The following is a 22,838-nucleotide window of genomic DNA, read 5'->3' on the forward strand; positions in this document are numbered from 1 at the left end:
GAGGAGATCATTCGGTATCATCAGTGCAGATAGTGTATTTTTTTAATGAAATTTCTGGCTGGTTCGGTAATGGACGGAAGACCAGTATCTTCAGGTCGACAATGTCAGACGGTAGAAGTAAAACAACGGATGAATCTGAACAGTTCAGAACTCTGCAGCACAAGCTTGGAGAGGCAGGTCGGTGCAGTCGAATGAGATTGCCAAAGCCAGACAGACATAAAGGAAGGACGAGCGATATTCCCGGTGGGCAAATCGCTCGTCCTTCTTCATGATGGCACGGTGCGTACGTGCCGGAACGAGAAAATATTAAATTGCTTTCTGCTCGGTTCCGACCTCTGCCAGGGCTTTGCTGAACACCTGGACCATGTGCAGGACGGATTTCAGAGTGATCTGGTCTTCATGATCGCGCTTGGGGTTGTACTCTACGATGTCGACGGAGCGGACCATTCCGGTGGAAGTGATGGCTCGGATGAGTTTTTCGGACTCATCATATTCCATGCCGTTAACAACCGGGGTACCGGTTCCGGGAACCAGGGCGGAATCCAGAGAATCAATATCGTAAGAGATATGGATGTCCTTGATATTGCGCCGGCGAAGGAGTTCCATCAATTCCAGAATGATGATCCCCATGCCTTTTTCGCGGATTTCTTCCATGTACCAGACGTTAATGCCGAGGCGGTCGATGATTTCGACTTCTCCGTCGTCAACGGAACGCGCGCCAATGATGAAGCAGTTGCGCGGATTGACCTTCTGACCATTGTAGTAGAAATTGGTCAGGGACTCATGCCCTTCGCCCATTGAAGCACCCAGGGGCATGCCGTGGATGTTGCCCGAGGGCGAGGTTTCCGGGGTGTTGATGTCTGCATGAGCATCGATCCAGATGACCGCCACCTCATTGCCGAGCGCTTTGGTTACTCCAGCCAAAGAACCCAGTCCGAGCGAGTGATCTCCACCCACCACGAGGGGAAGTCTGCCTTCGGTCAGGGACGAGACAACCTGGTTTGCCAGGTGAGTGTTGGTGTCTATGATGCCATCGAGATATTTCATATGGGAATGAGCAAGGTATTTATTCTCCGGCTCAATGACCGGTACTGGAATGAAACCGCGATCACGAACCTGATTGCCGGCTGACTGTAAGATATCTATCAATCCATGATCCATCAAAGTCTGAGGTCCATGTTCAACCCCTTCTCTATCACAGCCATAGAAAAGCGGGGCTTTAATTAAATCTATATGCATTTAATTACCTCCATTTACTTTTTACATTATAGTGGATGCTGAAATAAAAAACCACCTTGAATCCAGTAGCTGTAAGGGTTCAGCTAAGATCAGGTTACATAAAAATGCACTGGCGGGAATCTGGACTTATGCAAAAATATAACAGTATTTATGCAGGGAATTCCCGTAAGCGACTGCATCCCGTAAGTACGGCTCGGGAGTTTCATTAATATTTATTGAATAATATTCATTCTGGGATACATTTGGTATTTCAGCATTCTATTTTTTTCTCTAAACCAACAAAATAGTGTATGAATATTTTTTCTGAATGAAGACGATTTACCCCATTGGAGAGAAAATAATCCGATCGGATGCCGGGAATTGGAGAATCCTAAAAAAACATTGAGATTGCATAGTATTTTGCGGTAGATGTGAATGAGGATAAATTCAGGTGAGTGAAGAGCAGTGTTCGGAGCAATGCAGAGGAGTGCAGACGAGTGCAGACGAGTGCAGACGAGCGCAGAAAATCTATATATGAATTAGGTATAAAACTTGGCAGAGTGTAACATGGGTTACACTGGCAGGCCGCCGGAGTTGTCTATAATGACAGATGTAAGCAACCGAAAATGAATCGTAATCAGGAGGATTTAATCATGATCGAATTAAACACGACCATTTCAACCGATATGTTCTGTTATCAGTGTGAACAAACCGTTGGAGGAAAAGGCTGCACCAAGATGGGGGTCTGCGGCAAGAATCCGGAAGTCGCCTCACTGCAGGATCTTCTCGTCAACCAGGCCAAGGGACTTGGTTACTATGCGACTCGTCTGATTGAACAGGGGAAAGAAATCGACGCCACGCTGGGCCGGTTTGCCTATGATATTATGTTTACCACATTGACCAATGTCAATTTTGATAAAGAAACACTGCACAAGCTGATCATCAAAGCTCAGACCGTGAAGGAAGCCCTGCGGAAGGAAGCCGGTGTGACCGGACCCGCTGAAGCGGAATACGACGCGCCTGCGTCCATCGAGGACCAGATCCGTGATGGCAAGAAGTTCCATGTACTGTCCGGACGTGACGTACTGGGAGAAGACATCATTTCTCTGCGCGAACTGGCAATCTACGGATTGAAGGGATATGCGGCTTACGGCCATCATGCCGCTGTCCTGGGATACCGGGACGAAGCCTCTGACAAGGCATTCCTCGGATTCCTGGCCAAGACGCTGGATCAGAGCCTGACGGTAGGGGATTGGGTCAACATCAACATGGACCTGGGTCAGAAAAACTTGCGGGTCATGGAACTGCTTGACGCCGCCAATACCGGAAGCTACGGCAATCCGGTCCCGACCAAGGTCAATATCAACCGCGTCAAGGGACCGTTCATCGTGGTATCCGGACATGATCTGAGAGACCTCAAGATGCTGCTGGAACAGACCGATGGCAAGGGAGTCAACATCTATACCCATGGTGAAATGCTGCCTGCTCACGGCTATCCGGAACTGAAGAAATACAGCCATCTGGTTGGAAACTACGGCGGAGCCTGGCAGGATCAGCAGAAAGAATTCGACAATCTGCCTGGTGCGATCCTCATGACGACCAACTGCATCCAGATCCCCCGCGCTTCCTATGAAGACCGGATGTTTACCTCCGGAGTGGTTCAGATGCCCAACTGCCTCCACATCCTGGCAGATGAAACCGGACATAAGGATTTCACCCCAGTAATCGAGAAGGCACTGTCGCTGGCTGGTTTCCCGGAAGATGAAAAGCCCAGGGAAATCCTCACTGGCTTTGGTCACAACGCTACACTGTCTCACGCCGGTGAAATCGTCGAAGCGGTCAAGTCCGGAGCAATCCGCCACTTCTTCCTGATCGGCGGCTGTGACGGAGCAAAGTCCGGCAGAAACTACTACACCGATTTTGCAACTTCCACTCCTCAGGATACCGTGATCCTGACGCTGGCCTGCGGAAAATACCGTTTTAACAAGCTCGACTTCGGAACAGTCGCCGGACTGCCCCGCCTGCTGGACTGCGGACAGTGCAACGACGCCTACTCCGCGATCAAGGTGGCCGGGGCCCTGGCCGAAGCTTTCAACTGCGGCATCAATGATCTGCCGTTGTCCATGATCCTGTCCTGGTATGAGCAGAAAGCCGTTGTTATTCTGCTGACTCTGCTGTCACTGGGTGTGAAAAACATTAAGCTCGGACCCTCACTGCCGGCCTTCCTGTCACCCAATGTCATCAACGTATTGGTAGACAACTTCAATATCGCTCCGATTTCCAACGTGGAAGCTGATATGAAGGAATGCCTGGGTTAATTAGCCGATAAAGTTCATTGTTCGAGGCAGGTCGTTATGACCTGCCTCATTTGTCAACGATCTAGGATTATGTCACCCCAAAAGTATACTGTAAGCGCATTATAGAATACATCTTTTAACTTACGCCCTCGCGCGAGAAGATGGTTACGATAAATGCCAGTATATAGCACAAAGCACCTGAACTTCATTTGTTCAGGTGCTTTGTGTTCTCCTGGCGATATACCGTAAGCGTATAATACAACCCGTCTAGATTGCGCCTTCATGGCGTGATCTAGACGGGTTGTTGTTAGTCATTCTTGATTCGAATATGGGCTGGTATTTTATCGGACCAGGGCAGGACTTCCTGGATTTTCTCAGGTGTCTGCCTGTTTTGGCTGAGCTCTTCAATCACATACTTGAGATACTCGTAGGGATGAAGACTATTGGCCTTGGCCGTTTCCACGATGCTGTAGAGCACCTGACTGGCAACGACGCCTTTGACGCTGGTTGAAAAGAGGAAGTTCTTTCTTCTGATCACAAACTCCTTGATGGCCCGTTCCGCTCGATTATTTGTAATTTCCAATCGTCCATCTTTGAGGAAGTTCTCCAGATAGTCCCACTGGTTGAGATTATAGGTGATTGCACTGCCCAGGCCTGATTTGGCGGTCACTTTCTTCTGAGTCGCCTGAAGCCATGTCTTGTAAGCCTCAAGCAATGGTTTAGAGTGCTCCAGGCGGGCTTTGTATCTCATTTCAGGGCTCATTTCGGCAAACTGATGCTCCAGATAGAACAGCTTGTCAAAGAAGGTCAGAGCTTCTACGGCCAGAGTCCCTTTGACCAACTCATTTTTGCCAAGGCTCTTGGTGACCTCAACGAACTTACGCTTGGCATGAGCCATGCAGCCGATGAGGGTCACATCCGGCACCTTCTTATATCCGGCATAGCCGTCTGACTGCAGGTAGCTTTTGTATCCGTCAAGGAACCGGATCGGGTGCTGGGCCGACCTGGTCGGCTGATACTCATACAGGCGGACCTGCTGGGGCTCATAGAGGCCATTGACGTATACCCACATGTAGGATTTCTGCTGAGCTCTTCGCCCCTCCTCCTGGAGTACCTGAACAGGGGTTTCATCGACATGGATCACTGCGCTTTTCTTGATCTCATCATAAAGTGCTTCATAAAGTCCTTCCATGTACAGCTGGGATCCCTTGATGATCCAGTTTGCCATGACCGCTCTTGAAATGTCGTATCCAGCGCTTTTGAACTGTGTCTCCAGCCGGTAGATCGGAGTCTTTTCCCAGTACTTCTTAGCCATGATGTAGGCCATCAGGGACGCAGAAACATAACTCCCGGAAAGGACCGGCAGCGGTGTGGGGGATTCGATCATGGGGCTGTGTTCGCCCGTCTCCTGGCAGTGATCACAGACATAGACTTTCTCCATATGCCGGCGCTTGACCAGCCGAGCCGGGATCAGCACAATCTCAGTACGTTTTTCAACGGTCTTGAGCTCTTTGAGCTGACTGTGGCAATGCGGACAGTTGGGATCATCCAGATCATGGAGGACCTCTTCGACCGGCAGATGATCAAAGCAGCTTTTGTGGGCGCCAACTTCACCCACCATCCGGCGGGCTCTTGGCTGAGCCTGCTGCTCCTGCTTCTCCGTTTCTTCCGCAATGGCCTCCGCTTCGTTGAAGACACCATTGGGAATCCGATCGAAGAAGTTGAGCTGATCAGCATCCAAGCGCTTTTCACTGGAAGCGCCATAGGCACTATGGTTTGCAAGTCGTAAAAATTCTTCCATCCGCTCCAGGTTGTCCGCCATCGTTTCGTACTTGATAGCTAAAAGGACATACTTGTCGATGACTTCGATCTTGCTGAAATTTTCCAGTTCTGCTGCTGTATAAAGTTCGTTTTTTCTAGTGTTCATGCCTGTTTCCATGATCTAATTATACAGGAACCGAGACAACAAAAAAAAAGCCTTGGAACCGCTGAAAATCAGCATTTCTAGGCTCGGATCTATATGACTTTACGTGCTAAAACCTCGGAAAATCCATCTCTTTGATGGATATTCAGGCCATTCATTAACCATTCGTATTGCTCTTTGGAGATGGTAATAACCGGCACTGTGGACTTGGGCCATTTGAACTTTCCTGATTCCAATCGCTTGTAGAATAACCAGAATCCATTGAAATCCCACTCGATGATTTTGATTTTATCGTGCTGCTTGTTGCAGAACACGAAACAAGCTTTTTCCATGGGATCCATCTTTAGGACTTCCTGGATGATCACGGTCAATCCATCGACTGACTTTCTGAAATCCACAGGTTCCGGGATCAGGTAGATCTTTGCATCGGGCTTGTAGCCGCTGTAATTGGACAAAGCAGAACACCTCCACACATAATGATCCAATTGTCTCAAAAGTGTGGAGATGCAATCTACATGGTATCTATTTTACGCTTACAAACAACCCAATGAAAAAGACGATCTATAAAAAACACGAGCTGGCGTGCCCGACTGGGCAGCTGGCTCGTGTTTTTGGATTGCAGGGACCGTTCTTCTCATGAACGACCCCATCTGCTGAGACCATGGCTATTCCGACCAGGTTTCCCTCTCCGATCCCGACTGCCGGGCGCCGGCGGCGTGGACGAAATCGCGGAAGAGCGGGTGCGGCCGGTTGGGCCGGGATTTGAACTCGGGATGGTACTGTACTGCGACGAACCAGGGGTGGGCCGGGATCTCGACGGCCTCCACCAGGGAACCGTCCGGTGACAACCCGGTCAGCTGCATCCCGTGGGCTTCAAACTGGCTGCGGTAGTCGTTGTTGAACTCGTAGCGGTGACGGTGGCGTTCGCTGATCCGGCTCGACTGATACGCCATTTCCATCCGGCTGCCTGGACTGATCTGACAGGGATAGGCGCCCAGCCGCATGGTGCCGCCTTTTTCAGTGATGCCGGCCTGCTCCGGCATCAGGTCGATGACCGGATGGGGCGTCTGCGGATCGAATTCCGTGGAATTGGCGCCGGCCAGGCCCAGGACATTTCGGGCGAACTCCGTGACCGCCATCTGCATGCCCAGACAGATCCCGAAAAAGGGGACTCTGTTTTCCCTCGCAAAGCGGATGGCGATGAGCTTGCCCTCGCTGCCACGGATGCCGAATCCGCCGGGGATCAGGATGCCGTCACAGGCGCTGAGGATCTCTTTGCCGCCGGTCTGCTCAAGGACTTCCGAGTCGATCCAGCGGATCGAGATCCGGGCGCCTTCGCCGATGCCGGCGTGATGGAGGGCTTCCATGACGGACAGATAGGCATCGTGGAGCTTGACGTATTTGCCGACCAGGCCGATGGTGATGGTCCGGTCGGCCGCCTTGATGGCATCGGTCATGGACTGCCAGCCGGCCAGGTCCGGCGCCTGGCAGTCCAGGCTCAGTTTGCGGCAGACCTGCCTGGCCAGGCCTTCGCCCTCCAGCATCAGCGGCGCCTCATACAGCGTCTCGACGTTGCGGTTGTCGATGATGCAGTCTTTTTCCACATTGCAGAACATGGCGATCTTGTCCTTGATCTCGCGGGAGAGACCCGCCTCACTGCGACAGACCAGAATATCCGGCTGGATGCCCACGGACAGCAGTTCCTTCACCGAATGCTGGGTGGGCTTGGACTTGTATTCCAGCGAGGCTGGGATCTGCGGCACCAGCGTCACGTGGATGAAGATGCAGTTGGCTTTGCCCTTGTCCATGGCCACCTGACGGATGGCTTCCAGAAAAGGCTGGCTTTCCATGTCCCCCACCGTTCCCCCGATCTCCACGATGGTGACCTGGGCCTGGCCGGCCTGGGCCGCTGAATAGATCTGACGCTTGATCTCATCGGTGATGTGCGGGACCACCTGGACGGTCTGGCCCAGATAGCCTCCCTGCCGTTCCCGGGTCAGGACATTCCAGTAGACCTTGCCCGTGGTGGCGTTGCTGGCCCGACTGAGGTTTTCGTCGATGAAGCGCTCATAATGGCCCAGATCCAGATCCGACTCCGTGCCGTCCTCCAGGACGAAGACCTCTCCATGCTGATAGGGGCTCATGGTCCCTGGATCGATGTTGATGTAGGGGTCGAGCTTCTGCATGGTCACCGCGACTCCCCGTGCCTTGAGGAGCCTGCCCAGCGATGCTGCCGTGATGCCCTTGCCCAGCCCGGAGACGACGCCTCCCGTGATGAATACGAATTTCTGTTCCATTGTCACACCTCCCGAACGGTTCTTGTCAAATTTTGCTGCGATGATGACGGCGCCTGCCAACGAAAAAAGAGCAACCACCGCCTTTTCCTCGGAACCGGGTTGCTCATCGGACCGGATCCTTGTCCCGGCCGATTTGAAGGCTGTCGCTCCACGCCGTCCTCATCCCATCATAGATAGAGTTATAGCCCACTGAGGGCAGTCTGTCAACCTTTCTGGATTCATAACCGTGCCGGAAAAGCTTTGCGGTCGAACCAAAAAAATGGCCTGGAGTCGCCTTCGCGGTTCTGGCCCGATCCACTCGTGAATATCACTCCAGAAAAATTTTTTTCCACCTCAGACTGGCGGATGTCGACCGAGGTCCTGATGGGATCCGGCGCCTGGATCAGATCTCCAACGGGATCAGATCATAGTCCTGGGAGCCCAGTCCCAGCTTCTCGGCATGGGCCAGGGATTCACGGCCCACCTCAAAATAGGGTTTGTCCTCCTTGGTCTGGAGCATGTCCAGACAAGCCCGATCGATGGCAACGGGATCCGTGGAGGCGAAGACCCCCAGGTTCGAGGCGATGAAGTCCATGTGGCCGCCGAAGCAGTCACAGTACTCCGTGATGTTCACCGCGAAATTGAGGTAGACGTTGCGCTTGCCATGACCGGCGCCATAGGCGTACTCGATATACCACTTTGACATGTTCTGGGATCTTATCAGACCAGGGCAGGACCTCAGCCAGCTTTTCCGGGGTCTGCTTATGCTGGCTCAGTTCATCGATCAGGTATTTCAGGTATTCATAGGGATGCAGGTCATTGGCCAATGCAGTTTCCACAATGCTGTAGATGACCTCACTGGCTTCTGCACCAGCTACACTGTCGCTGAACAGCCATACCTTTCGCCCCATCACAAGCTTCTTGATGCCGCGCTCCGCGCGGTTGTTCGTCATCTCCAGTCGGCCGTCTTTGAGATAGGCCATCAGGTACTCCCACTGATTAAGGCTATAGGCGATTGCCTTGCCAAGAGCGGATTTAGGCGTTACTTCTCCCCGAGTCTTAACAAGCCATGCCTTCAGCGCCTCAAGCTTCGGTTTACTCTGCTTCAGGCGTGCCTCATATCGTTCTTCTGGCGTCATATTCTTGAATTTTCGCTCCAGTTCGGCAAGATCTTCGAAGAACATGAATCCTTCCAGGGTCTTGCTGTGCAGGTTCTTCGCAGAAGGTCCCAGGCTTTTTATGGTGTCGACAAACATCCGCCGTGCATGGGCATGGCAGCCGACATTCGTCACCCCGGGGATCTTGTGGTTTACCTGGTATCCATCGCTGTGGAGGTATCCGCTGAATCCGTCAAGGAAGGCCAGGGGGTACTCAGCAGCTCGGCCCGGCCGATATTCATAGAGCCGAATCTGCTTGGGCTCCAGATGACCGCTGGGATAATGCCACATGTAGGACGTCTGCTGAGGGCGACGGCCTTTCTCCTTCAAAACTTGGACTTTAGACTCGTCTTATGTAGAGTCTTATGTTATGTAGAGTTGAGCTTATTATGACTGGTAAGTATCAGTTTAATTGAGTTTGACTCTACATAATTTTTATTGCATTCTCTTGTACAAAGGAGGTGCATCATGCCCAAAACAGTACTTCAGTACCAATGCTATGCAACTATCTTAAACGAATACTTACATTTAGAGGAATTCTCAAACCTTTCCGAACTAACAGTCAATGGGAAACGATTAGCCTTAACTCAGCTCATTAACTATCTGGGTGACAATAGGGTATACAGGTTTTCCGATTGTCTTCAAAAGCACGTCTCAAACCACATCGACCAGATTAGCTATCTGTCCAATCTCACCATCAGCGGCCGTCTTTTCATATTTAGACATTTCTTCAACTACCTTTATCAAAAAGGTATCACCTTATATTCTGGAAATGAGCTATTTCCTGTTATCTTTTCGAATAAACGCGAAAGGATACTGTCTTTCTATTCAGTAGAAGAAGTCAAACAAGTTATCTCGGCAGTCAACCGGAAAACGAAGTCGGGCAAGAGGGATTTGGCAATAATCCTCCTCGCCTCGGAATTGGGATTGCGATCTAGCGATATCTGTCACCTGAAACTGACAGATTTGTATTGGGAACGTGGCACTATCGAATTTATACAATATAAAACAAAAGCCTTCCTGCAGCTTCCCTTGCCTGAAAGTGTGCGCTTTGCACTTATAGATTACCTCAAGAATGCGCGCCCCTCATGCACTTGCACAAATGTCTTCGTCGGAACCAAGAATGGATTTGCACCATTTAGCAATACTTGCATCCATATTTTCGTATCCAAATATTTTAAAAAAGGAAATATTGATTTATCGGAACGGAAACATGGTCCCCACGCCCTTCGTCATTCCCTAGCAAGCAATCTGATGAATAATAACACACCAATGTATGTTATTAGGGATGTTCTAGGCCACTCCAACCTCAACACGACCCGGATTTATCTGAATATCGACTTGGATACGTTGAAACAGATTGCTTTGGAGGTGCCTTATGAAACAATATGGTGACTTTCTCTTCTCGGAACGTGTACGAGACATTGCTGTGGCGTATGTCACATATAAGCGTTCCTTGGGATTCAAGTGTTCTTATAATTACCAGGCTTTTTTAAATTCAATGCTTGAATATATTCATACTAATTCAACAGTTACTCCGAATTTTGTGCTGACACCAGAAGTTGTCCATTCTTACGTGTTAGGATCTGGCATGGAGCGCCCAAGAACTATCCATTCTAAGCAGTCATTGATAAGGCAGTTCGGGCTCTACATGAAACTCCAAGGCTCGGATGCCTATGTTTTACCCAGAGAATTGGTAAAAACTCCGAAAGATTTCACCCCATATATATTCACCAAGGACGAGATTGAATCAATCCTTTATTTTGCTGACAGAATCGGTCCCAATAGAAACAAGTTTATAAACACACCTTTTATCTATCCTGCTGTAATCCGCTTGTTGTACGGCTGTGGGTTGCGCGTTGGGGAAGCCTTAACCCTGTTATGCAATGACGTGGATCTACACAATGGTGTGATTACCATCCGTAATGGAAAGAATAACGTTTCTCGCTTGGTTCCCATGTCTGATTCTCTAAATAAATACCTTTTTTACTATGATAGTAGAGTTCAACGCGAGACCAACCCTTATTTTTTTCCTGCTCTTCGTGGCGAGCGTTATTCTGACGTTACTATACGGAAGACCTTTAGAAAGCTACTGAATAAGGCTGGGATTGGGCCGCTCATGAGTGGCTCGGCCCCTAGAATCCATGACCTTCGCCACACATTTTGTGTCCATGCATTGGAGCAGATGGTGACGAAGGGGATGGATCCCTATTGCTCTCTGCCGGCACTAAGTACTTATGTCGGACACAAGGGCATCGAATCGACAGAAATCTACTTACGACTGACAAAGCAGTACTTTCTTGATGTCCTGCAATACGGGGAGGAAGATGCCGATCTCATTTTCCCGAAGGTCGGCAAGCTATGAAAAAACTAATGGGAGGTATAATAACGGATTTTTTCTGCCAATACTTAGTGAGTGAGGCTGGGCTCTCTGAAAACACGTTAAAGTCATATCGAGATACATTGGTCCTTTATATTAAGTATCTTGAAGACTGCCGAGAATGCAAGCCCAGGAACTTGGACATAGTTGCCTTCAACGCTGAGAATGTCAGCAAATTCCTCGACTGGTTGGAAAGCGAGAGACACTGTAGCGTTAGCACCCGCAACCAGCGTCTTGCTGCCTTAAAAGCCTTCTGCAACTATGTAATCCGAAGAGCACCGGAAAACAGCAAAGGTTGTCAATCTATCTTGCAGTTACGTATCAAACGCGCACCGTCTGCTATAGTTGATTATCTGCCAACAGATACCATCGCGTCTATCTTGAAGCAGCCGAATTTTGGTACGTCTGAAGGGATCAGGGACTTGGCTATCCTATCTTTCCTGTATGAGACGGGATGCCGTGTGCAGGAACTGATTGACGTGTGTCTTGGAGACATCTCTTTCAGGAAGCCTAACACTGTAACACTTACAGGGAAAGGGAGGAAGACCAGGGTAATCCCAATAAGCTCTAACGCCACCGATATCATACTGCAGTATGTAGAACGTCACAAAATCACCAAGCCAGACCAAACGCTCTTTAGAAACCGTTCCAACAAGCCTCTTTCTCGCTCTGGAGTAGCATATATACTTAAGAAGCATCTAACATCAGCTAGACAGGTTGATCCGACTATATTAATTAAGTCGATACATCCGCATGTTATTCGACATTCGAAAGCTATGCACTTGTTGGAAAGCGGAGTGAATCTAATTTATATAAGAGATTTTCTTGGCCACTCATCAGTTACAACTACTGAAATATATGCTAAATGCAACCCAGAACTAAAGCGGAAGTACATTATTGAAGCGGCGTCTCAGTTGGATGATTCCATTCAGCCCTATTCTGACAATGAAAAGGATGAGCTGCTCGATTGGCTCAAAAATAATATCTAAATATTATGTAGAGCCAGAGTATAACAAACAACTGAAATTACTAGATTTGAATGCACGGCTCTACATAACATAAGACTCTACATAAGACGAATTATGCGAAGCTTCGCATAATTCGTCCGCATGAAGAATGTCGCTATGGACCAACTCTTGGTGCAGCAGATCATAGACCCCCCTCAGGTAGAGTTCTGCTCCAGTTATGATCCACCGGGACAGGGTTGCTCTGGATATTTTGATGCCCGTGTTGAGCAGCATGGTCTCCAGCTGATAGATCGTCGTTTGTTCCCAGTACTTCTTGGCCATGATATAGGCCATGAGGGATGCGGAAACATAGCTCCCGGGGATGACCGGCAGCCGCTTGGGCGCTTGAACGATGGGATTGAGAACACCTTCCTGGCTGCACTGATTGCAGACATAGGAATAGGTGATGAATTTCTTTTTGATGATCTGGGCCGGTATCACTTCGATTTCGATCCGCTCAGAGCTCGTCATCTGCTTCATCTGCCCATGGCAGGATGGGCAGGACTGCTCTTTTTCGGGCAGCTCTTCGATGACTTCCACCACCGGCAGGTGGTCGAAACAGCGCTTGGAGCCACCAACTTCACCTTTGATCCGACGGGCATGGCCCTTCTTGGGTTCCTCAAGCTCCTGAGCTACTTCCTCGATGATTGCTTCGGCTTCGTTGAAGACACCGAATGGCTCATCGTTCAGAAGGCTCATCTGACCGGCTTCTTCTTGTTTGAGCCGTTCGCTGGAAGCGCCAAACTTCTGGCTGGATCCCAGGCGAAGAAGAGCTCTCATCTGTTCGATGGTCTCTTTGAGCTCTTCATTCTCCAGTTGCAGGATTTCCCACTCAGTGATGAGTTCTGCCTTGCTGAAACCTTAAAGCTTGGCTCTATTAAGTTGGGTTTTCTTAGTGTTCATGCGCTTTTCCATATGTATATTATACTTTAAATCAGACAACAAAAAAAGCCCTGAAATAGCTGAAGATAGTGTCAACTTACTTTCGGTTCAAAAATTGAATAGGCCTGCCGTGCGGATTCCAAGTAGCCTGGGTTTTACGATTTATACCACCCAAAATGAGGCGTTGCATAGCTGATTGAACCTTGTTTTACTGGGTAGACCCGGCTCTTCTTCACGATCCGTTTTTCCAGCCTCACAAGTCGGGCTTCCTTCTTCTTTTCTTTCTCTTTGGCAGCGAAGTAGCCCATGAGATCCCCGCCATTGAGGACGAAAACTCGCATGCGCGCTATATTCTCAGCACCTACTGTGCTCCACCCCATCGGGCGTGAAGATAACCGTGAGGAAAGCACATGACTGACATGCCCTTCCGCACTGCAGCCCTGATAGCCCGACTTGGCCGCGTTCTGGATCGATTCCCAGTTGGACAAAAGATAGGTTTTCATCTCGCCTAACTTCTTTTCCTGGGTCTTTTTAAGCGGCAATCCCGCTGCTGATTCGAAGAATGTGTTGATGTCCTCAAGGGAGTCCATGCTGATGGCGTCTTTGAGGTACCAGTAATATTCATCCTTTGTCCCTTTGTAGGAATCAATCGGCGTTGCCGCCTGGCGCAGGGCCTTTTCCAGGTGGAACTTATCCAGATAGAGCTTGCATCGAGGCAGAATCTGGGCACCCATCTTGATCCAGGTCGCCCCATCCCCTGATAAGGAGATTTCCTCGATCTTATCTACCTCATAAGCCGAGTTCAGGTAATCGAACACTTCGTACCACAGTTCATCCGAGTTGCCCTTGTAGAAGCCTGCAAATCGACGTACACCCATTAAGGCCTTGCGTCTCTTCCCGACACTCTGCTGCCCCTCATGGACGTAGATCAGCCGCATCTGCTGATTGGAACCGTCCTGCATAGCTACATGATCCTCATCGGCCTCAATATAGATCCGAGATACCACTTTTTTCTGAGGCAGGGGTCCCTCAGAAGACTCAATGTTCCCCAGTCGATGGACCAGATTCATTACCGTAGTGCGGCTGGTAATTCCGCTGCTTGCATAGCGCTCCACCGTCCCCTGGTAAGAAATATCTTTAGCACTGGAGAGAAGACACGAGGCTAGTTCCCGGCTGATTCTCTGATGGGGCTCAAGGCCCAGAAGACGATCCACCAGACACACATGGTGATTAGTCTTTTTATCCCGAAAGTACGTCCGGTCAAAGACCACAGGTCCGGCTGTAGTAGCGATGGTTTTTGTTTGATTACGCCGTTCGATGGAGTAATCCTTTTTGCGTAACTGTGAGTTCCTCAGGCGCTCATCGAGTACCTGAACATAATCCTGGATCTGCTCACGGGCAATCCGATCCGTCAGCTCGTGAGTCTCCTGGACCACCTGATCCATGGTGAGGGTACCGCTTGCCATTCTTGAATCAAAACCTTGTCTGAGAGAGGTGAACATTGAGTTGAAATCTGTTAAGATAGGCATGAGAATAAGTCCTTTCGTGTAGTTTGTTTGTTGTTGTTACTAACATTCTAGCACTTGGGCTTATTCTCTTTCATTTTCGACCTACAGTAACTTTACACTAACATAGCTGAAAATCAGCATTTCTAGGCTCGATTCTATATGACTTTACGTGCTAAAACCTCGGAAAATCCATCTCTTTGATTGATATTCAGGCCATTCATTAACCAATCGTATTGCTCTGTGGAGATGTTGATAATCGGCAAATTGGACTGTGGCCATTTAAACTTGCCCGACTCCAAACGCTTATATGCTAACCAGAACCCATTGAAATCCCACTCGATGATCTTGATTTTATTGTGCTGCTTGTTGCAGAAAATGAAGCAGCCGGATGCCATCGGATCAAGCTTGAGTTCAAGTTGAATGATAGCGGTTAATCCATCCACGGACTTCCGGAAATCGACAGGATCCACGACCAGATAGATCTCAGATTCAGGCTTGAAACCACGGTAATTGCTGATGATGAAGCACCTCCCACTTAATTGATGTCCTCATTCTCTCATACAGAGGATCTCAGATTAAGATGGGTTCTATAAACCGCTTACAGTATACTAACTGTGCTGAGATTATGACCTGCCTCATTTCTCATCCCGGTTCGGGATGTGGTATTATAGTACAGTGAAAAAAACCGTCCGTAGGATCCTACGGACGGATGGATCAGGGAGGATCGTACCATGCGAATGCGTCATAAACCCTGGGCACTGCCGGAAATGCTACAGGACCCAAAATTTTACCTCGAACCTTACGATAAACAGAATAAGTGGCAGCTCGAATTTGGCAACGATGCCCCCATTGACCTTGAAATTGGCTGCGGAAAAGGCGATTTTATCCGTGAGCTGGCCCACCGGCACCCGGAGCGGAATTATATTGCCATGGACCTCAAAAACGAAGTGCTGGTGTATGCACTTCGAAAAATAAACGAAGAAGGACTCACGAACATTCGAGTCCTGTCAGTGAAAGCCGAAGAGCTGGACCGGGTATTCGGGGAAGGGGAGATTGATCAGATCTATATCAATTTTGCCAATCCTTGGCCGAAAGCCGGGCACCACAAGCGCCGACTGACTCATCCGCGATTCCTGGCGCTTTACCGGCTGTTTACCAAAGACCAGTCCCGGCTGGAATTTAAAACGGATGACGAAGAGCTCTATGTCACTTCACTGGAGTATTTCCCGGAAGCCGGCTACGAGATGGTATACCACTCCGATAATCTCCCGGCGGATCATCCGGACAACATCCAGACAGAATATGAGTCGAAATTCAGAAGCTTCGGGATGCCGATCTATCGAATTGATGCCGTGAAGCAGCCAATCACGGAAGAGCGTCTTGGCGAACTGCTGGAATGGAAACTAAAATCTCAGCAGAAGACCGGACGGGCAGTCTGGACCACTTACCGCGAGAACCGTAAACCCAATCCGGAAACCTAACCGGGCATCCGATCCGGGAATCATTGAACGGGTTAAAATTCCATAGGGATTAACAAGCATCCGGGACCCAAAGTGGGCTCGGATGCTTGTTAATCGTGAATAATATATTGTAAAACAATAAATAAACGGATATAATGCAGATAGTAAGATATTCAGGAGGTTGTTATGACCAGTTTCAAACGGGGTGTTCTCTTAAGTGCCATGTCAGTCTGCATTCTGCTTTGTTTATACAGTTATTGGTTCCTGTGGAACTTATCGTGGTCTTTTGCGGAGCTGAATCCTTCCATTGCATACATGCGCTGGCCGATTCTGATCGGCTGTCTGATCATGCTGACCGGAGCGCTTTCCGCTCTGCTCCTTGGGATCAGAGCGGCCGCACAGTCGGAGCAGAAGATCTTTTCTCAGAAAACAGTTCGAACCTTAAGCTGGATGGGGCGCAGTCTGGCGGTCTCCACCGCCGCGATTCTTGGAATTTGGATTTATGCGCTGACTCAACTGGGCGGTGAAGTCGGGCTGGTCGGGGCTTATCTGCTGATCTTTCTGGTATTTTTTTTCACTGCTTCCAGTGTCATGTTCTTTCTGCGCGACCTGTTTGCCCGGGCAGTGGAATTCCGCACCGAAAACGAGCTGACGGTTTAATGGGGATTATCGTCAATCTGGATGTCATGCTGGCCAGACGAAAGATGCAGCTGAATGAACTAAGTGATAGAGTTGGGATTACGCAAAGCAATCTTTCCATCTTGAAGACCGGGAAGGCCAAGGCAATCCGGTTCTCAACCCTTGATGCAATCTGCCGGGTGCTGGAGTGTCAGCCGGGCGATCTGCTGGCGTTTGACGAAACTCTCAGGGACAGCCTGCCGGAGGAGTCAGAGCCTGTTGCCAGACAGGAGAAAGAGGAAGAATAATCTATAAACACTGCCCCGGACATTTCCTGATCGGAAGATGTCCGGGGCAGCAATTTTGGGGATTTCCGTCTGACTAAAAATACTTTTTTGCCTCTTCCATGATCCGGTCATAATTCGGTTCCGTTCCGACTTCAGCCAGATACTCGGTATACTGACAGATCCCATCTTTGTCAAAAACAAAGGCAGCACGGGCCAGAATGCGGAACTCATTGATCAAAGTGCCGGAGGCTTCTCCAAAATCGTGGTGCTTGTAGTCCGAAAGCATAGTGATATAGTCCCCGGCGTTGGTTTTGATCCAGCGATCCAGGGTGAAGGGCAGATCGCAGGAAATGCCATAAACGTTGTAGTTCAGGCCTTCCAGGCGATCATTGAACGTCAGCAGTTCCAGAGAACAGACGCTGGTATCAACGGAAGGGAACGTCAGAACGATGGCGGGGAGCTTCATGTCCCGGGAGGAGAAGGTCGACAGGTCTGTTGCGGTCAGATTGAACTCCGGCAGCGAATCGCCGACTTTCAGTTCAGTTCCGATCAAAGTGACTTCTTTTCCACCGAAAGTAATTTTCATGCTTGTTTCACCTCATATGTTATTTACTGTCTTTGTGTTTAGTTGGGGGTTTGGGTCTGGCTGCACAGCCGAACAATGAACTTGTCAACCATTCCGATGGGCTTCCAGGAAAGCTTGGCTTTGCGCAGACCTTCGATCCCCAGATCCTGTTCCCGGTTTACCGTTACGGCATCGGGATGGTTGATTTTCTGGTTTTCCGAGTTCACAAAGGTGAACAGTCCGTTAACCTCGTCGCTGGCTTTTTCAACATGGACCAGGACAGCATCTTCAGTGAGGTCTTCACTGATGGTAAATGCCTGGCAGACACCGTCGACGAATACGGTGATGCCTTTCACAGGCAAGGCTTCCAGATGTTCGAATGCCAGTCGGATGCCTTCCAGTTCGCCCAGCGTGTACGGGGATTCTCTGCCTTCCAGCCAGCGTTTTGTCATCGCCAGAGCCGCTCCGGTATTCCCTTTCAGGGGACGAATCTCGTAATTCTGGTTTTTAACAAAATGATTGTAGTGATTTTTCTTGCTGTGCATCTTTTTACCGGACAGAGTCCGAAGCTTTTCACCGCTGTAGAGATATTCTGAATTATCCCGGTCTTCGATCACTTCGTGGGGAATATCATACCGGGCGAGCTGATCAATGATCCACTGCTCTGCATCGATGATCTGACAGGGAAACTCATGTTCCTGGGAAAATTGCTTCATTTCCCGGACGGCCCGGACAATCTCCTGATCGGTGCTGGTCAGAGGAGGAAGAAACCCGAAAATCGGGGGGACAGTTCGTCTGAAGTAGACGATGCTTCCGGTATCGCAGATTTCAATGCCGAGTGCATCCTTCCACATGTATAGGGCTGTAAAGTTTTGGACCGAAGACAGAGGATTGCCCAGATGTCGATATCGATCAAATATGGCCTGATGTTTCAGGTCCAGTTTCTCAAATTCCAATGTATCACTCCTCTATTCTTATATTATACGGCGATGGATCGGGCGGTTGGCACAATGTTGATTTTTTTACAAATTGGTTATGATTCATTTACTTGCTCTTATCAAAAAAAGAAAAGAGGGATCTACTCCCTCTCATGATCAGGTATCCTGACGTTCTGGTTCCTGCGTCAGGATCCGTGGTATAATTTCCAGATTCTTTCGGAAGACCTGGCTGAATCTGGGGATGAGCTTGCTTGCTTCAGCCAGTTCTGTTTCGAGATCTTCATAGGAAATGGGGAACACAGTGATCTGATCATTTCGAACCTCCACGTCCAGGTCAAAGATATGACCATTGAGGTTTTTTTCGAATGTTTCCGCCAGGGCGATCAGCAGCCCCAGCCGTTCGGCAATATTGATGTCCAGTCGGTTGATCAGGTGACTGTAAGGTGCCAGCGGCAGGTCATCATTGTTCTTGCGGTGGAAGCTGGCAGCCAGTGCGGCCATCAGGATTTCCCGATGATTCAACCCGTTGATTTCCGAATTCAGGATCAGATAAAAGCTGTGACGCTCATGATCATAGTATCGGATCGACATTCCGGTATCATGGAGCATTGCAGCGCATTTCAAAACATCGCCCCATTCCGCCGGGAACTGCTTTTCATCCTGCAGCGCCTGGAACAGCTTGTTCGAAAGCTTATAGACGTGCTCGGCGTGAGCTACATCCATGTTGTGACGGGCCAGGATTGAGTAGATGGAGGCGTCCAGCCGTTCCGGATAGTATTCGTAATTTGACCGGATGTGCTCGTACAGAATACCTTCTCGCAGACCGTTTCCGGATACGCGCAGTTCTGTCAGACCCGTCAGTCCGCACAGGGATTTAATGATCGCCATGGCTCCCAGGATGACATCCGCCCGATCCATCTCCAAACCAGGGAGTCTCGCCCGGCCTTGGGCATTTTTGGTCATGAGCTGGGTGTAGAGCATGTTGATGTCAAGATCCAGCAACGTATAGTTATGAGTCAGGCTCAGGGGATAATGTTTTCTGTTGCGGTCCATGCGTCCAATGGCACGGGCGGAGCCTCCTACCAGGATCATTGTTTTGAACGGCTGGCTGAAAAGCCAGGGGATCTGGCGGAACTCGCTGTCCAGGAGCTGATCCATGGCCTGATGATTGGCACTGGTAACAATGTCTTCCAGATGGTACCGTTCGGTCAAGGTCAGCGTTCCATACGGAATGGACGCTGATTCCATGAGTTCATTGTTGCGGATCCAGACCAGTTCGGTGGAAGAGCCACCGATATCCACCATGAGGCTGTTCTGGACCTCCATGGAGCCGGTAACGCCCCGGAAATCCATATAGGACTCTTCATACTCGTTGAGTACGATAGGCACATAGCCCGTTTCCAATCGGATTCGCTCCAGGAAATCTTCCCGATTGTCCACTCGACGAACCGGATCAGTCGCCACAACGATGGTTCGGCCGACTTGCAGGTTTGCGGCGAATTTCTTGAATTTCTTCAGGACCGCAAGCGCGGCAATGATTTTTTCTTCGGAAATCACCGGAATATGACCATCCTGACCGATTCTGACATTCTCTTTTATTTCTTCGATAATTCGGTAGAATCCCTTGCCGTACAATTCCCATACGACCAGACGGATGGTATTGGATCCGATATCGATAATTCCAAGCCTCATGGCGAAACGCCCCTTTCATTGAACGAATCATGGTTTCAAATTATAATTATACCACGGTTAATCAGGGGATTCCATGATCCGGATTTTTTGGATCTGTTCAGGGTCGGGAGAGGCGGCCGTTTGATACTATGGAGTTTATAAGAAAATAAACTCATACTACTGTTGGCAGTTCATCGAAAAATAGAAAAACTTCTATGTCAATGAATAAGCAAAAAGTCCGTTCTCTACTAGAAATATAAATTAATATGACAATAGATGATCAACAAGGGAGGGCACATCGCAATGGGCAAAGCAATAGATGATTTGAATATCAGGGAAAAAGAGGACCAGGCAATGGATGAAACAGTCACCATCAGTCAGCTGAAGAGCTGGGCCAGTCGGTTTGTCGAGGAACGCAGCTGGCAGGAATACCATACTCCGAAGAATCTGGCGATGTCGATTGCAATTGAAGCAGCGGAACTGATGGAAATATTCCAGTGGAAAACGCCGGAAGAATCAGGCACTATCTGTCAGGATCCGGCAACTCGGGAGCATCTGGGGGAGGAAATTTCAGATGTGCTGGCGTATCTGCTCAATCTGGCCGATGTGCTGGAGATCGATCTCAGCACAGTGTTCCTGGACAAGATGGAGAAAAATGGCAGGAAATATCCGGTAGGTCAGACTACCTCATTCTAAGTTCATGGTAAGACCATGGCGGCTTATGCCAGCTTGAGTCAGCCCATGGGAACAATGGGAACCCATGGGAACAATGGGAACCCATGACAGCATAGGGCAGTACATGGCAAGCCGATTCCCGATCCGTTGAAGGTTCCGGCAGATTACAGTATAATAAGAGGTAAAGTTGATCCGGAAAATGCTTGATCCGGCAAGACTAATCCCTTCAAAGTGAAGGGTTTCATTTTTTGGGATCCCCGGCGATCCTGTCAAAGGAGCATAAAGAAATGGACTATAAACTGATGGTGGCAAACAAGATTGCCGAGGCATCCGGACTGGATGCAGACAAAATCTACGCCTTAATGGAGATCCCGCCACGCTCGGATATGGGCGATTTCGCCTTTCCCTGCTATACGCTGGCCAAGGAGCTGCGCAAAGCACCGCCGGTCATTGCGAAGGAACTGGCCGATCAGGTAGACCCGGCCGGACTCGAGAAAGTCGAAGCCCTGGGACCCTACTTGAATTTTTTCCTTGATAAGGGCGAGTTTGTCGGCAATATCGTGAAGAAGATCCTGGAATCGGGAGTAGAGTACGGAAATGAAAATACCGGCACCGGAAAAAAGATCCTGGTAGAATATTCTTCTCCCAATATCGCCAAACCTTTCAATGTAGCGCTGATGTACACGACCTGTCTGGGCAATGCCCTGTACCGGATGTACCAGTCAGAAGGCTACGATACTGTCGGCATTAACCATCTGGGTGATTACGGCACACAGTTTGGCAAGCTGATTTACGCTTATCGCATGTGGGGAGATGAAGCCGCACTGGAAGCCGATCCAATTGGGGAGCTGCTTCGGATCTACGTCAAGTTCCACGATGAGGCTGAAAAGAATCCTGCCCTGGACGAAGAAGGCCGACGTCACTTCAAGAATCTGGAAGCCGGCGCTGAGTACGAGACCGGCCTGTGGAACCGCTTCAAGAATCTGTCTCTGAAGGATTTCCAGAAGGTTTACGATATCCTGAATATCGAATTTGACTCGCTCAAAGGCGAAGCGTTCTATTCGGACTACATGCCCCAGGTGATTGACCAGATCCGGGCAAAGGGTCTGCTCACTGAATCTCAGGGAGCTCAGGTTGTCATGCTGGATGAATGGAACATGCCTCCTGCCATCATTTTGAAGAGCGACGGATCTACCATTTACTGTACCCGGGACGTCACCGCTGCCATCTATCGCAAACAGACGTATGATTTCGACAAATGTCTGTACGTGGTGGGATCGCCCCAGTCGCTTCATTTCCGCCAGGTATTCAAAGTGGTGGAGCTGATGGGCAATGAGTGGGCCAAGGACCTGATCCATGTCGGATTCGGTCTGGTGAAGTTCCAGGGGATGAAGTTCTCCACACGGGAAGGCAAGGTGTTCTATCTGACCGACCTTTTGAAGGAAGCCATCCAGAGAGCCCGCGATATTATTGAGGAAAAGAACCCGGAGCTGGAAAACAAGGAAGAAGTAGCCCGTAAGATCGGAATCGGCGGGGTGAAGTTCATTTACCTGAAAAACTCCCGGGAAAAGGAAATTATGTTCGACCTCAACGAGGTGCTGAACTTTGACGGCGAAACTGCGCCCTATGTTCAGTACACCTATGCCCGAGGCCGCAGCATTCTGCGCAAGAATGTTTCAACCGGAGAGGGCGATCTGACTGCGTTGAAGGAGAAAGAGGAATTCGAACTGGCGAAAGTTCTGGAGCATTACAATGACGCGAAACGGGAAGCATTGGAAAAATACGAACCCAGCGTGTTCACCCGCTACATCCTTGATGTTGCCAAGACATTCAATAAATTCTATAACAACATCAACATTGGCAACTCCGAACCCGCACTGCGCAATGCCCGGCTGAAACTGGTGGAAGCCACCTGCCAGGTCATCGCCAACGGACTGGGACTTCTGGGCATCGATGTAGTGGAACGGATGTAATA

The 22,838-nt window shown here is 49.5% G+C and carries 19 protein-coding genes and 2 pseudogenes; 9 read left to right on the forward strand and 12 right to left on the reverse strand.

Going from position 1 to position 22,838, the window contains the following annotated elements:
* Positions 1-306: 306 nt before the first annotated feature.
* The gene (rocF, locus tag NQU17_02935) at positions 307-1,239 is read right to left on the reverse strand and encodes an arginase (protein ID UUM12534.1); all 933 of its coding nucleotides are present in this window, start codon (positions 1,237-1,239) and stop codon (positions 307-309) included.
* Positions 1,240-1,871: 632 nt separating this feature from the next.
* Here rocF and hcp point away from each other — a divergent pair.
* Positions 1,872-3,536 carry a hydroxylamine reductase gene (gene hcp / locus NQU17_02940; GenBank protein ID UUM12535.1) on the forward strand — a complete coding sequence of 555 codons (1,665 nt, stop codon included), beginning with the start codon at positions 1,872-1,874 and terminating at the stop codon, positions 3,534-3,536.
* Positions 3,537-3,822: 286 nt separating this feature from the next.
* On the opposite strand, the gene NQU17_02945 is transcribed toward hcp, so the two are convergent.
* The 5 genes and pseudogenes from NQU17_02945 to NQU17_02965 form a co-directional block, all read right to left on the reverse strand.
* Positions 3,823-5,442, reverse strand: a complete 1,620-nt coding sequence (locus NQU17_02945; protein ID UUM12536.1) for an IS66 family transposase — start codon at positions 5,440-5,442, stop codon at positions 3,823-3,825.
* Positions 5,443-5,531: 89 nt separating this feature from the next.
* Positions 5,532-5,894 carry an IS66 family insertion sequence element accessory protein TnpB gene (gene tnpB, locus NQU17_02950; protein UUM12537.1) on the reverse strand — a complete coding sequence of 121 codons (363 nt, stop codon included), beginning with the start codon at positions 5,892-5,894 and terminating at the stop codon, positions 5,532-5,534.
* 210 nt (positions 5,895-6,104) lie between these two features.
* Entirely contained in the window at positions 6,105-7,736 is a 1,632-nt protein-coding gene (locus NQU17_02955) for a CTP synthase (GenBank protein UUM12538.1), read from the reverse strand.
* A 382-nt stretch (positions 7,737-8,118) separates the two neighbouring features.
* Positions 8,119-8,421 (reverse strand): DUF362 domain-containing protein, encoded by a 303-nt coding sequence (locus NQU17_02960; GenBank protein UUM12539.1) that lies wholly within the window; start codon positions 8,419-8,421, stop codon positions 8,119-8,121.
* Positions 8,327-9,208: pseudogene (locus NQU17_02965) on the reverse strand (IS66 family transposase). Before NQU17_02965 ends, NQU17_02960 begins: the two are co-directional and overlap by 95 nt.
* A 132-nt stretch (positions 9,209-9,340) precedes the next feature.
* Here NQU17_02965 and NQU17_02970 point away from each other — a divergent pair.
* From NQU17_02970 to NQU17_02980, 3 genes are read left to right on the forward strand one after another with little or no spacing between them, the layout of a single operon-like run.
* Entirely contained in the window at positions 9,341-10,267 is a 927-nt protein-coding gene (locus NQU17_02970) for a tyrosine-type recombinase/integrase (GenBank protein UUM12540.1), read from the forward strand.
* Positions 10,251-11,237 carry a tyrosine-type recombinase/integrase gene (locus NQU17_02975; protein UUM12541.1) on the forward strand — a complete coding sequence of 329 codons (987 nt, stop codon included), beginning with the start codon at positions 10,251-10,253 and terminating at the stop codon, positions 11,235-11,237. Before NQU17_02970 ends, NQU17_02975 begins: the two co-directional genes overlap by 17 nt.
* Positions 11,234-12,241 carry a site-specific integrase gene (locus NQU17_02980; GenBank protein ID UUM12542.1) on the forward strand — a complete coding sequence of 336 codons (1,008 nt, stop codon included), beginning with the start codon at positions 11,234-11,236 and terminating at the stop codon, positions 12,239-12,241. The genes NQU17_02975 and NQU17_02980 overlap by 4 nt, the downstream gene beginning before the upstream one ends.
* A 60-nt stretch (positions 12,242-12,301) precedes the next feature.
* On the opposite strand, the gene NQU17_02985 is transcribed toward NQU17_02980, so the two are convergent.
* From NQU17_02985 to tnpB (NQU17_02995), 3 genes are all read right to left on the reverse strand, one after another.
* The gene (locus NQU17_02985) at positions 12,302-13,039 is read right to left on the reverse strand and encodes a transposase (GenBank protein ID UUM12543.1); all 738 of its coding nucleotides are present in this window, start codon (positions 13,037-13,039) and stop codon (positions 12,302-12,304) included.
* A 257-nt stretch (positions 13,040-13,296) separates the two neighbouring features.
* Complete coding sequence (locus tag NQU17_02990) at positions 13,297-14,670, reverse strand: ISLre2 family transposase (GenBank protein ID UUM12544.1); 1,374 nt, start codon at positions 14,668-14,670, stop codon at positions 13,297-13,299.
* Positions 14,671-14,804: 134 nt separating this feature from the next.
* The gene (gene tnpB / locus NQU17_02995) at positions 14,805-15,125 is read right to left on the reverse strand and encodes an IS66 family insertion sequence element accessory protein TnpB (protein ID UUM13446.1); all 321 of its coding nucleotides are present in this window, start codon (positions 15,123-15,125) and stop codon (positions 14,805-14,807) included.
* A gap of 261 nt (positions 15,126-15,386) precedes the next feature.
* Here tnpB (NQU17_02995) and trmB point away from each other — a divergent pair, with 261 nt between their 5' ends.
* The 3 genes and pseudogenes from trmB to NQU17_03010 all read left to right on the forward strand — a co-directional run bounded on the left by trmB (position 15,387) and on the right by NQU17_03010 (position 16,963).
* Positions 15,387-16,130: a tRNA (guanosine(46)-N7)-methyltransferase TrmB gene (trmB, locus tag NQU17_03000; protein UUM12545.1), complete on the forward strand. Its 744-nt coding sequence runs from the start codon at positions 15,387-15,389 to the stop codon at positions 16,128-16,130.
* Positions 16,131-16,295: 165 nt separating this feature from the next.
* Complete coding sequence (locus tag NQU17_03005; GenBank protein UUM12546.1) at positions 16,296-16,769, forward strand: DUF2975 domain-containing protein; 474 nt, start codon at positions 16,296-16,298, stop codon at positions 16,767-16,769.
* Positions 16,769-16,963 (forward strand): annotated as a pseudogene (locus NQU17_03010) (helix-turn-helix transcriptional regulator). Before NQU17_03005 ends, NQU17_03010 begins: the two are co-directional and overlap by 1 nt.
* Before the next feature lie 145 nt (positions 16,964-17,108).
* Here NQU17_03010 and tpx read toward each other — a convergent pair.
* From tpx to NQU17_03025, 3 genes are all read right to left on the reverse strand, one after another.
* Positions 17,109-17,600, reverse strand: a complete 492-nt coding sequence (gene tpx, locus NQU17_03015; GenBank protein ID UUM12547.1) for a thiol peroxidase — start codon at positions 17,598-17,600, stop codon at positions 17,109-17,111.
* Positions 17,601-17,638: 38 nt separating this feature from the next.
* Positions 17,639-18,535, reverse strand: a complete 897-nt coding sequence (locus NQU17_03020; protein ID UUM12548.1) for a phosphatidylglycerol lysyltransferase domain-containing protein — start codon at positions 18,533-18,535, stop codon at positions 17,639-17,641.
* A 138-nt stretch (positions 18,536-18,673) separates the two neighbouring features.
* Positions 18,674-20,209: a Ppx/GppA family phosphatase gene (locus tag NQU17_03025; GenBank protein UUM12549.1), complete on the reverse strand. Its 1,536-nt coding sequence runs from the start codon at positions 20,207-20,209 to the stop codon at positions 18,674-18,676.
* 282 nt (positions 20,210-20,491) lie between these two features.
* Between NQU17_03025 and NQU17_03030 the strand changes: the two genes are divergently transcribed.
* A complete protein-coding gene (locus NQU17_03030; GenBank protein ID UUM12550.1) occupies positions 20,492-20,884 on the forward strand; it encodes a nucleotide pyrophosphohydrolase in 393 nt (130 codons plus the stop codon).
* A 266-nt stretch (positions 20,885-21,150) separates the two neighbouring features.
* Positions 21,151-22,836, forward strand: coding sequence for an arginine--tRNA ligase (argS, locus tag NQU17_03035; GenBank protein UUM12551.1), 1,686 nt, complete (start codon positions 21,151-21,153; stop codon positions 22,834-22,836).
* Positions 22,837-22,838: the final 2 nt, after the last annotated feature.

It is taken from the genome of Clostridiaceae bacterium HFYG-1003 (genome assembly GCA_024579835.1).
Taxonomy (GTDB): domain Bacteria; phylum Bacillota; class Clostridia; order Clostridiales; family Clostridiaceae; genus JG1575.

Bases quoted from the DNA above. Each gene is read 5' to 3' on its own strand.
- NQU17_02985 (UUM12543.1), bottom strand. From the start codon at position 13,039: ATGAGAGCTCTTCTTCGCCTGGGATCCAGCCAGAAGTTTGGCGCTTCC.
- hcp (UUM12535.1), top strand. From the start codon at position 1,872: ATGATCGAATTAAACACGACCATTTCAACCGATATGTTCTGTTATCAG.
- argS (UUM12551.1), top strand. From the start codon at position 21,151: ATGGACTATAAACTGATGGTGGCAAACAAGATTGCCGAGGCATCCGGA.
- NQU17_03025 (UUM12549.1), bottom strand. From the start codon at position 20,209: ATGAGGCTTGGAATTATCGATATCGGATCCAATACCATCCGTCTGGTC.
- NQU17_02955 (UUM12538.1), bottom strand. From the start codon at position 7,736: ATGGAACAGAAATTCGTATTCATCACGGGAGGCGTCGTCTCCGGGCTG.
- NQU17_02970 (UUM12540.1), top strand. From the start codon at position 9,341: ATGCCCAAAACAGTACTTCAGTACCAATGCTATGCAACTATCTTAAAC.
- NQU17_03030 (UUM12550.1), top strand. From the start codon at position 20,492: ATGGGCAAAGCAATAGATGATTTGAATATCAGGGAAAAAGAGGACCAG.
- trmB (UUM12545.1), top strand. From the start codon at position 15,387: ATGCGTCATAAACCCTGGGCACTGCCGGAAATGCTACAGGACCCAAAA.
- NQU17_02975 (UUM12541.1), top strand. From the start codon at position 10,251: ATGAAACAATATGGTGACTTTCTCTTCTCGGAACGTGTACGAGACATT.
- tpx (UUM12547.1), bottom strand. From the start codon at position 17,600: ATGAAAATTACTTTCGGTGGAAAAGAAGTCACTTTGATCGGAACTGAA.
- NQU17_03005 (UUM12546.1), top strand. From the start codon at position 16,296: ATGACCAGTTTCAAACGGGGTGTTCTCTTAAGTGCCATGTCAGTCTGC.
- NQU17_02945 (UUM12536.1), bottom strand. From the start codon at position 5,442: ATGAACACTAGAAAAAACGAACTTTATACAGCAGCAGAACTGGAAAAT.
- NQU17_02980 (UUM12542.1), top strand. From the start codon at position 11,234: ATGAAAAAACTAATGGGAGGTATAATAACGGATTTTTTCTGCCAATAC.
- rocF (UUM12534.1), bottom strand. From the start codon at position 1,239: ATGCATATAGATTTAATTAAAGCCCCGCTTTTCTATGGCTGTGATAGA.
- NQU17_02960 (UUM12539.1), bottom strand. From the start codon at position 8,421: ATGTCAAAGTGGTATATCGAGTACGCCTATGGCGCCGGTCATGGCAAG.
- NQU17_02990 (UUM12544.1), bottom strand. From the start codon at position 14,670: ATGCCTATCTTAACAGATTTCAACTCAATGTTCACCTCTCTCAGACAA.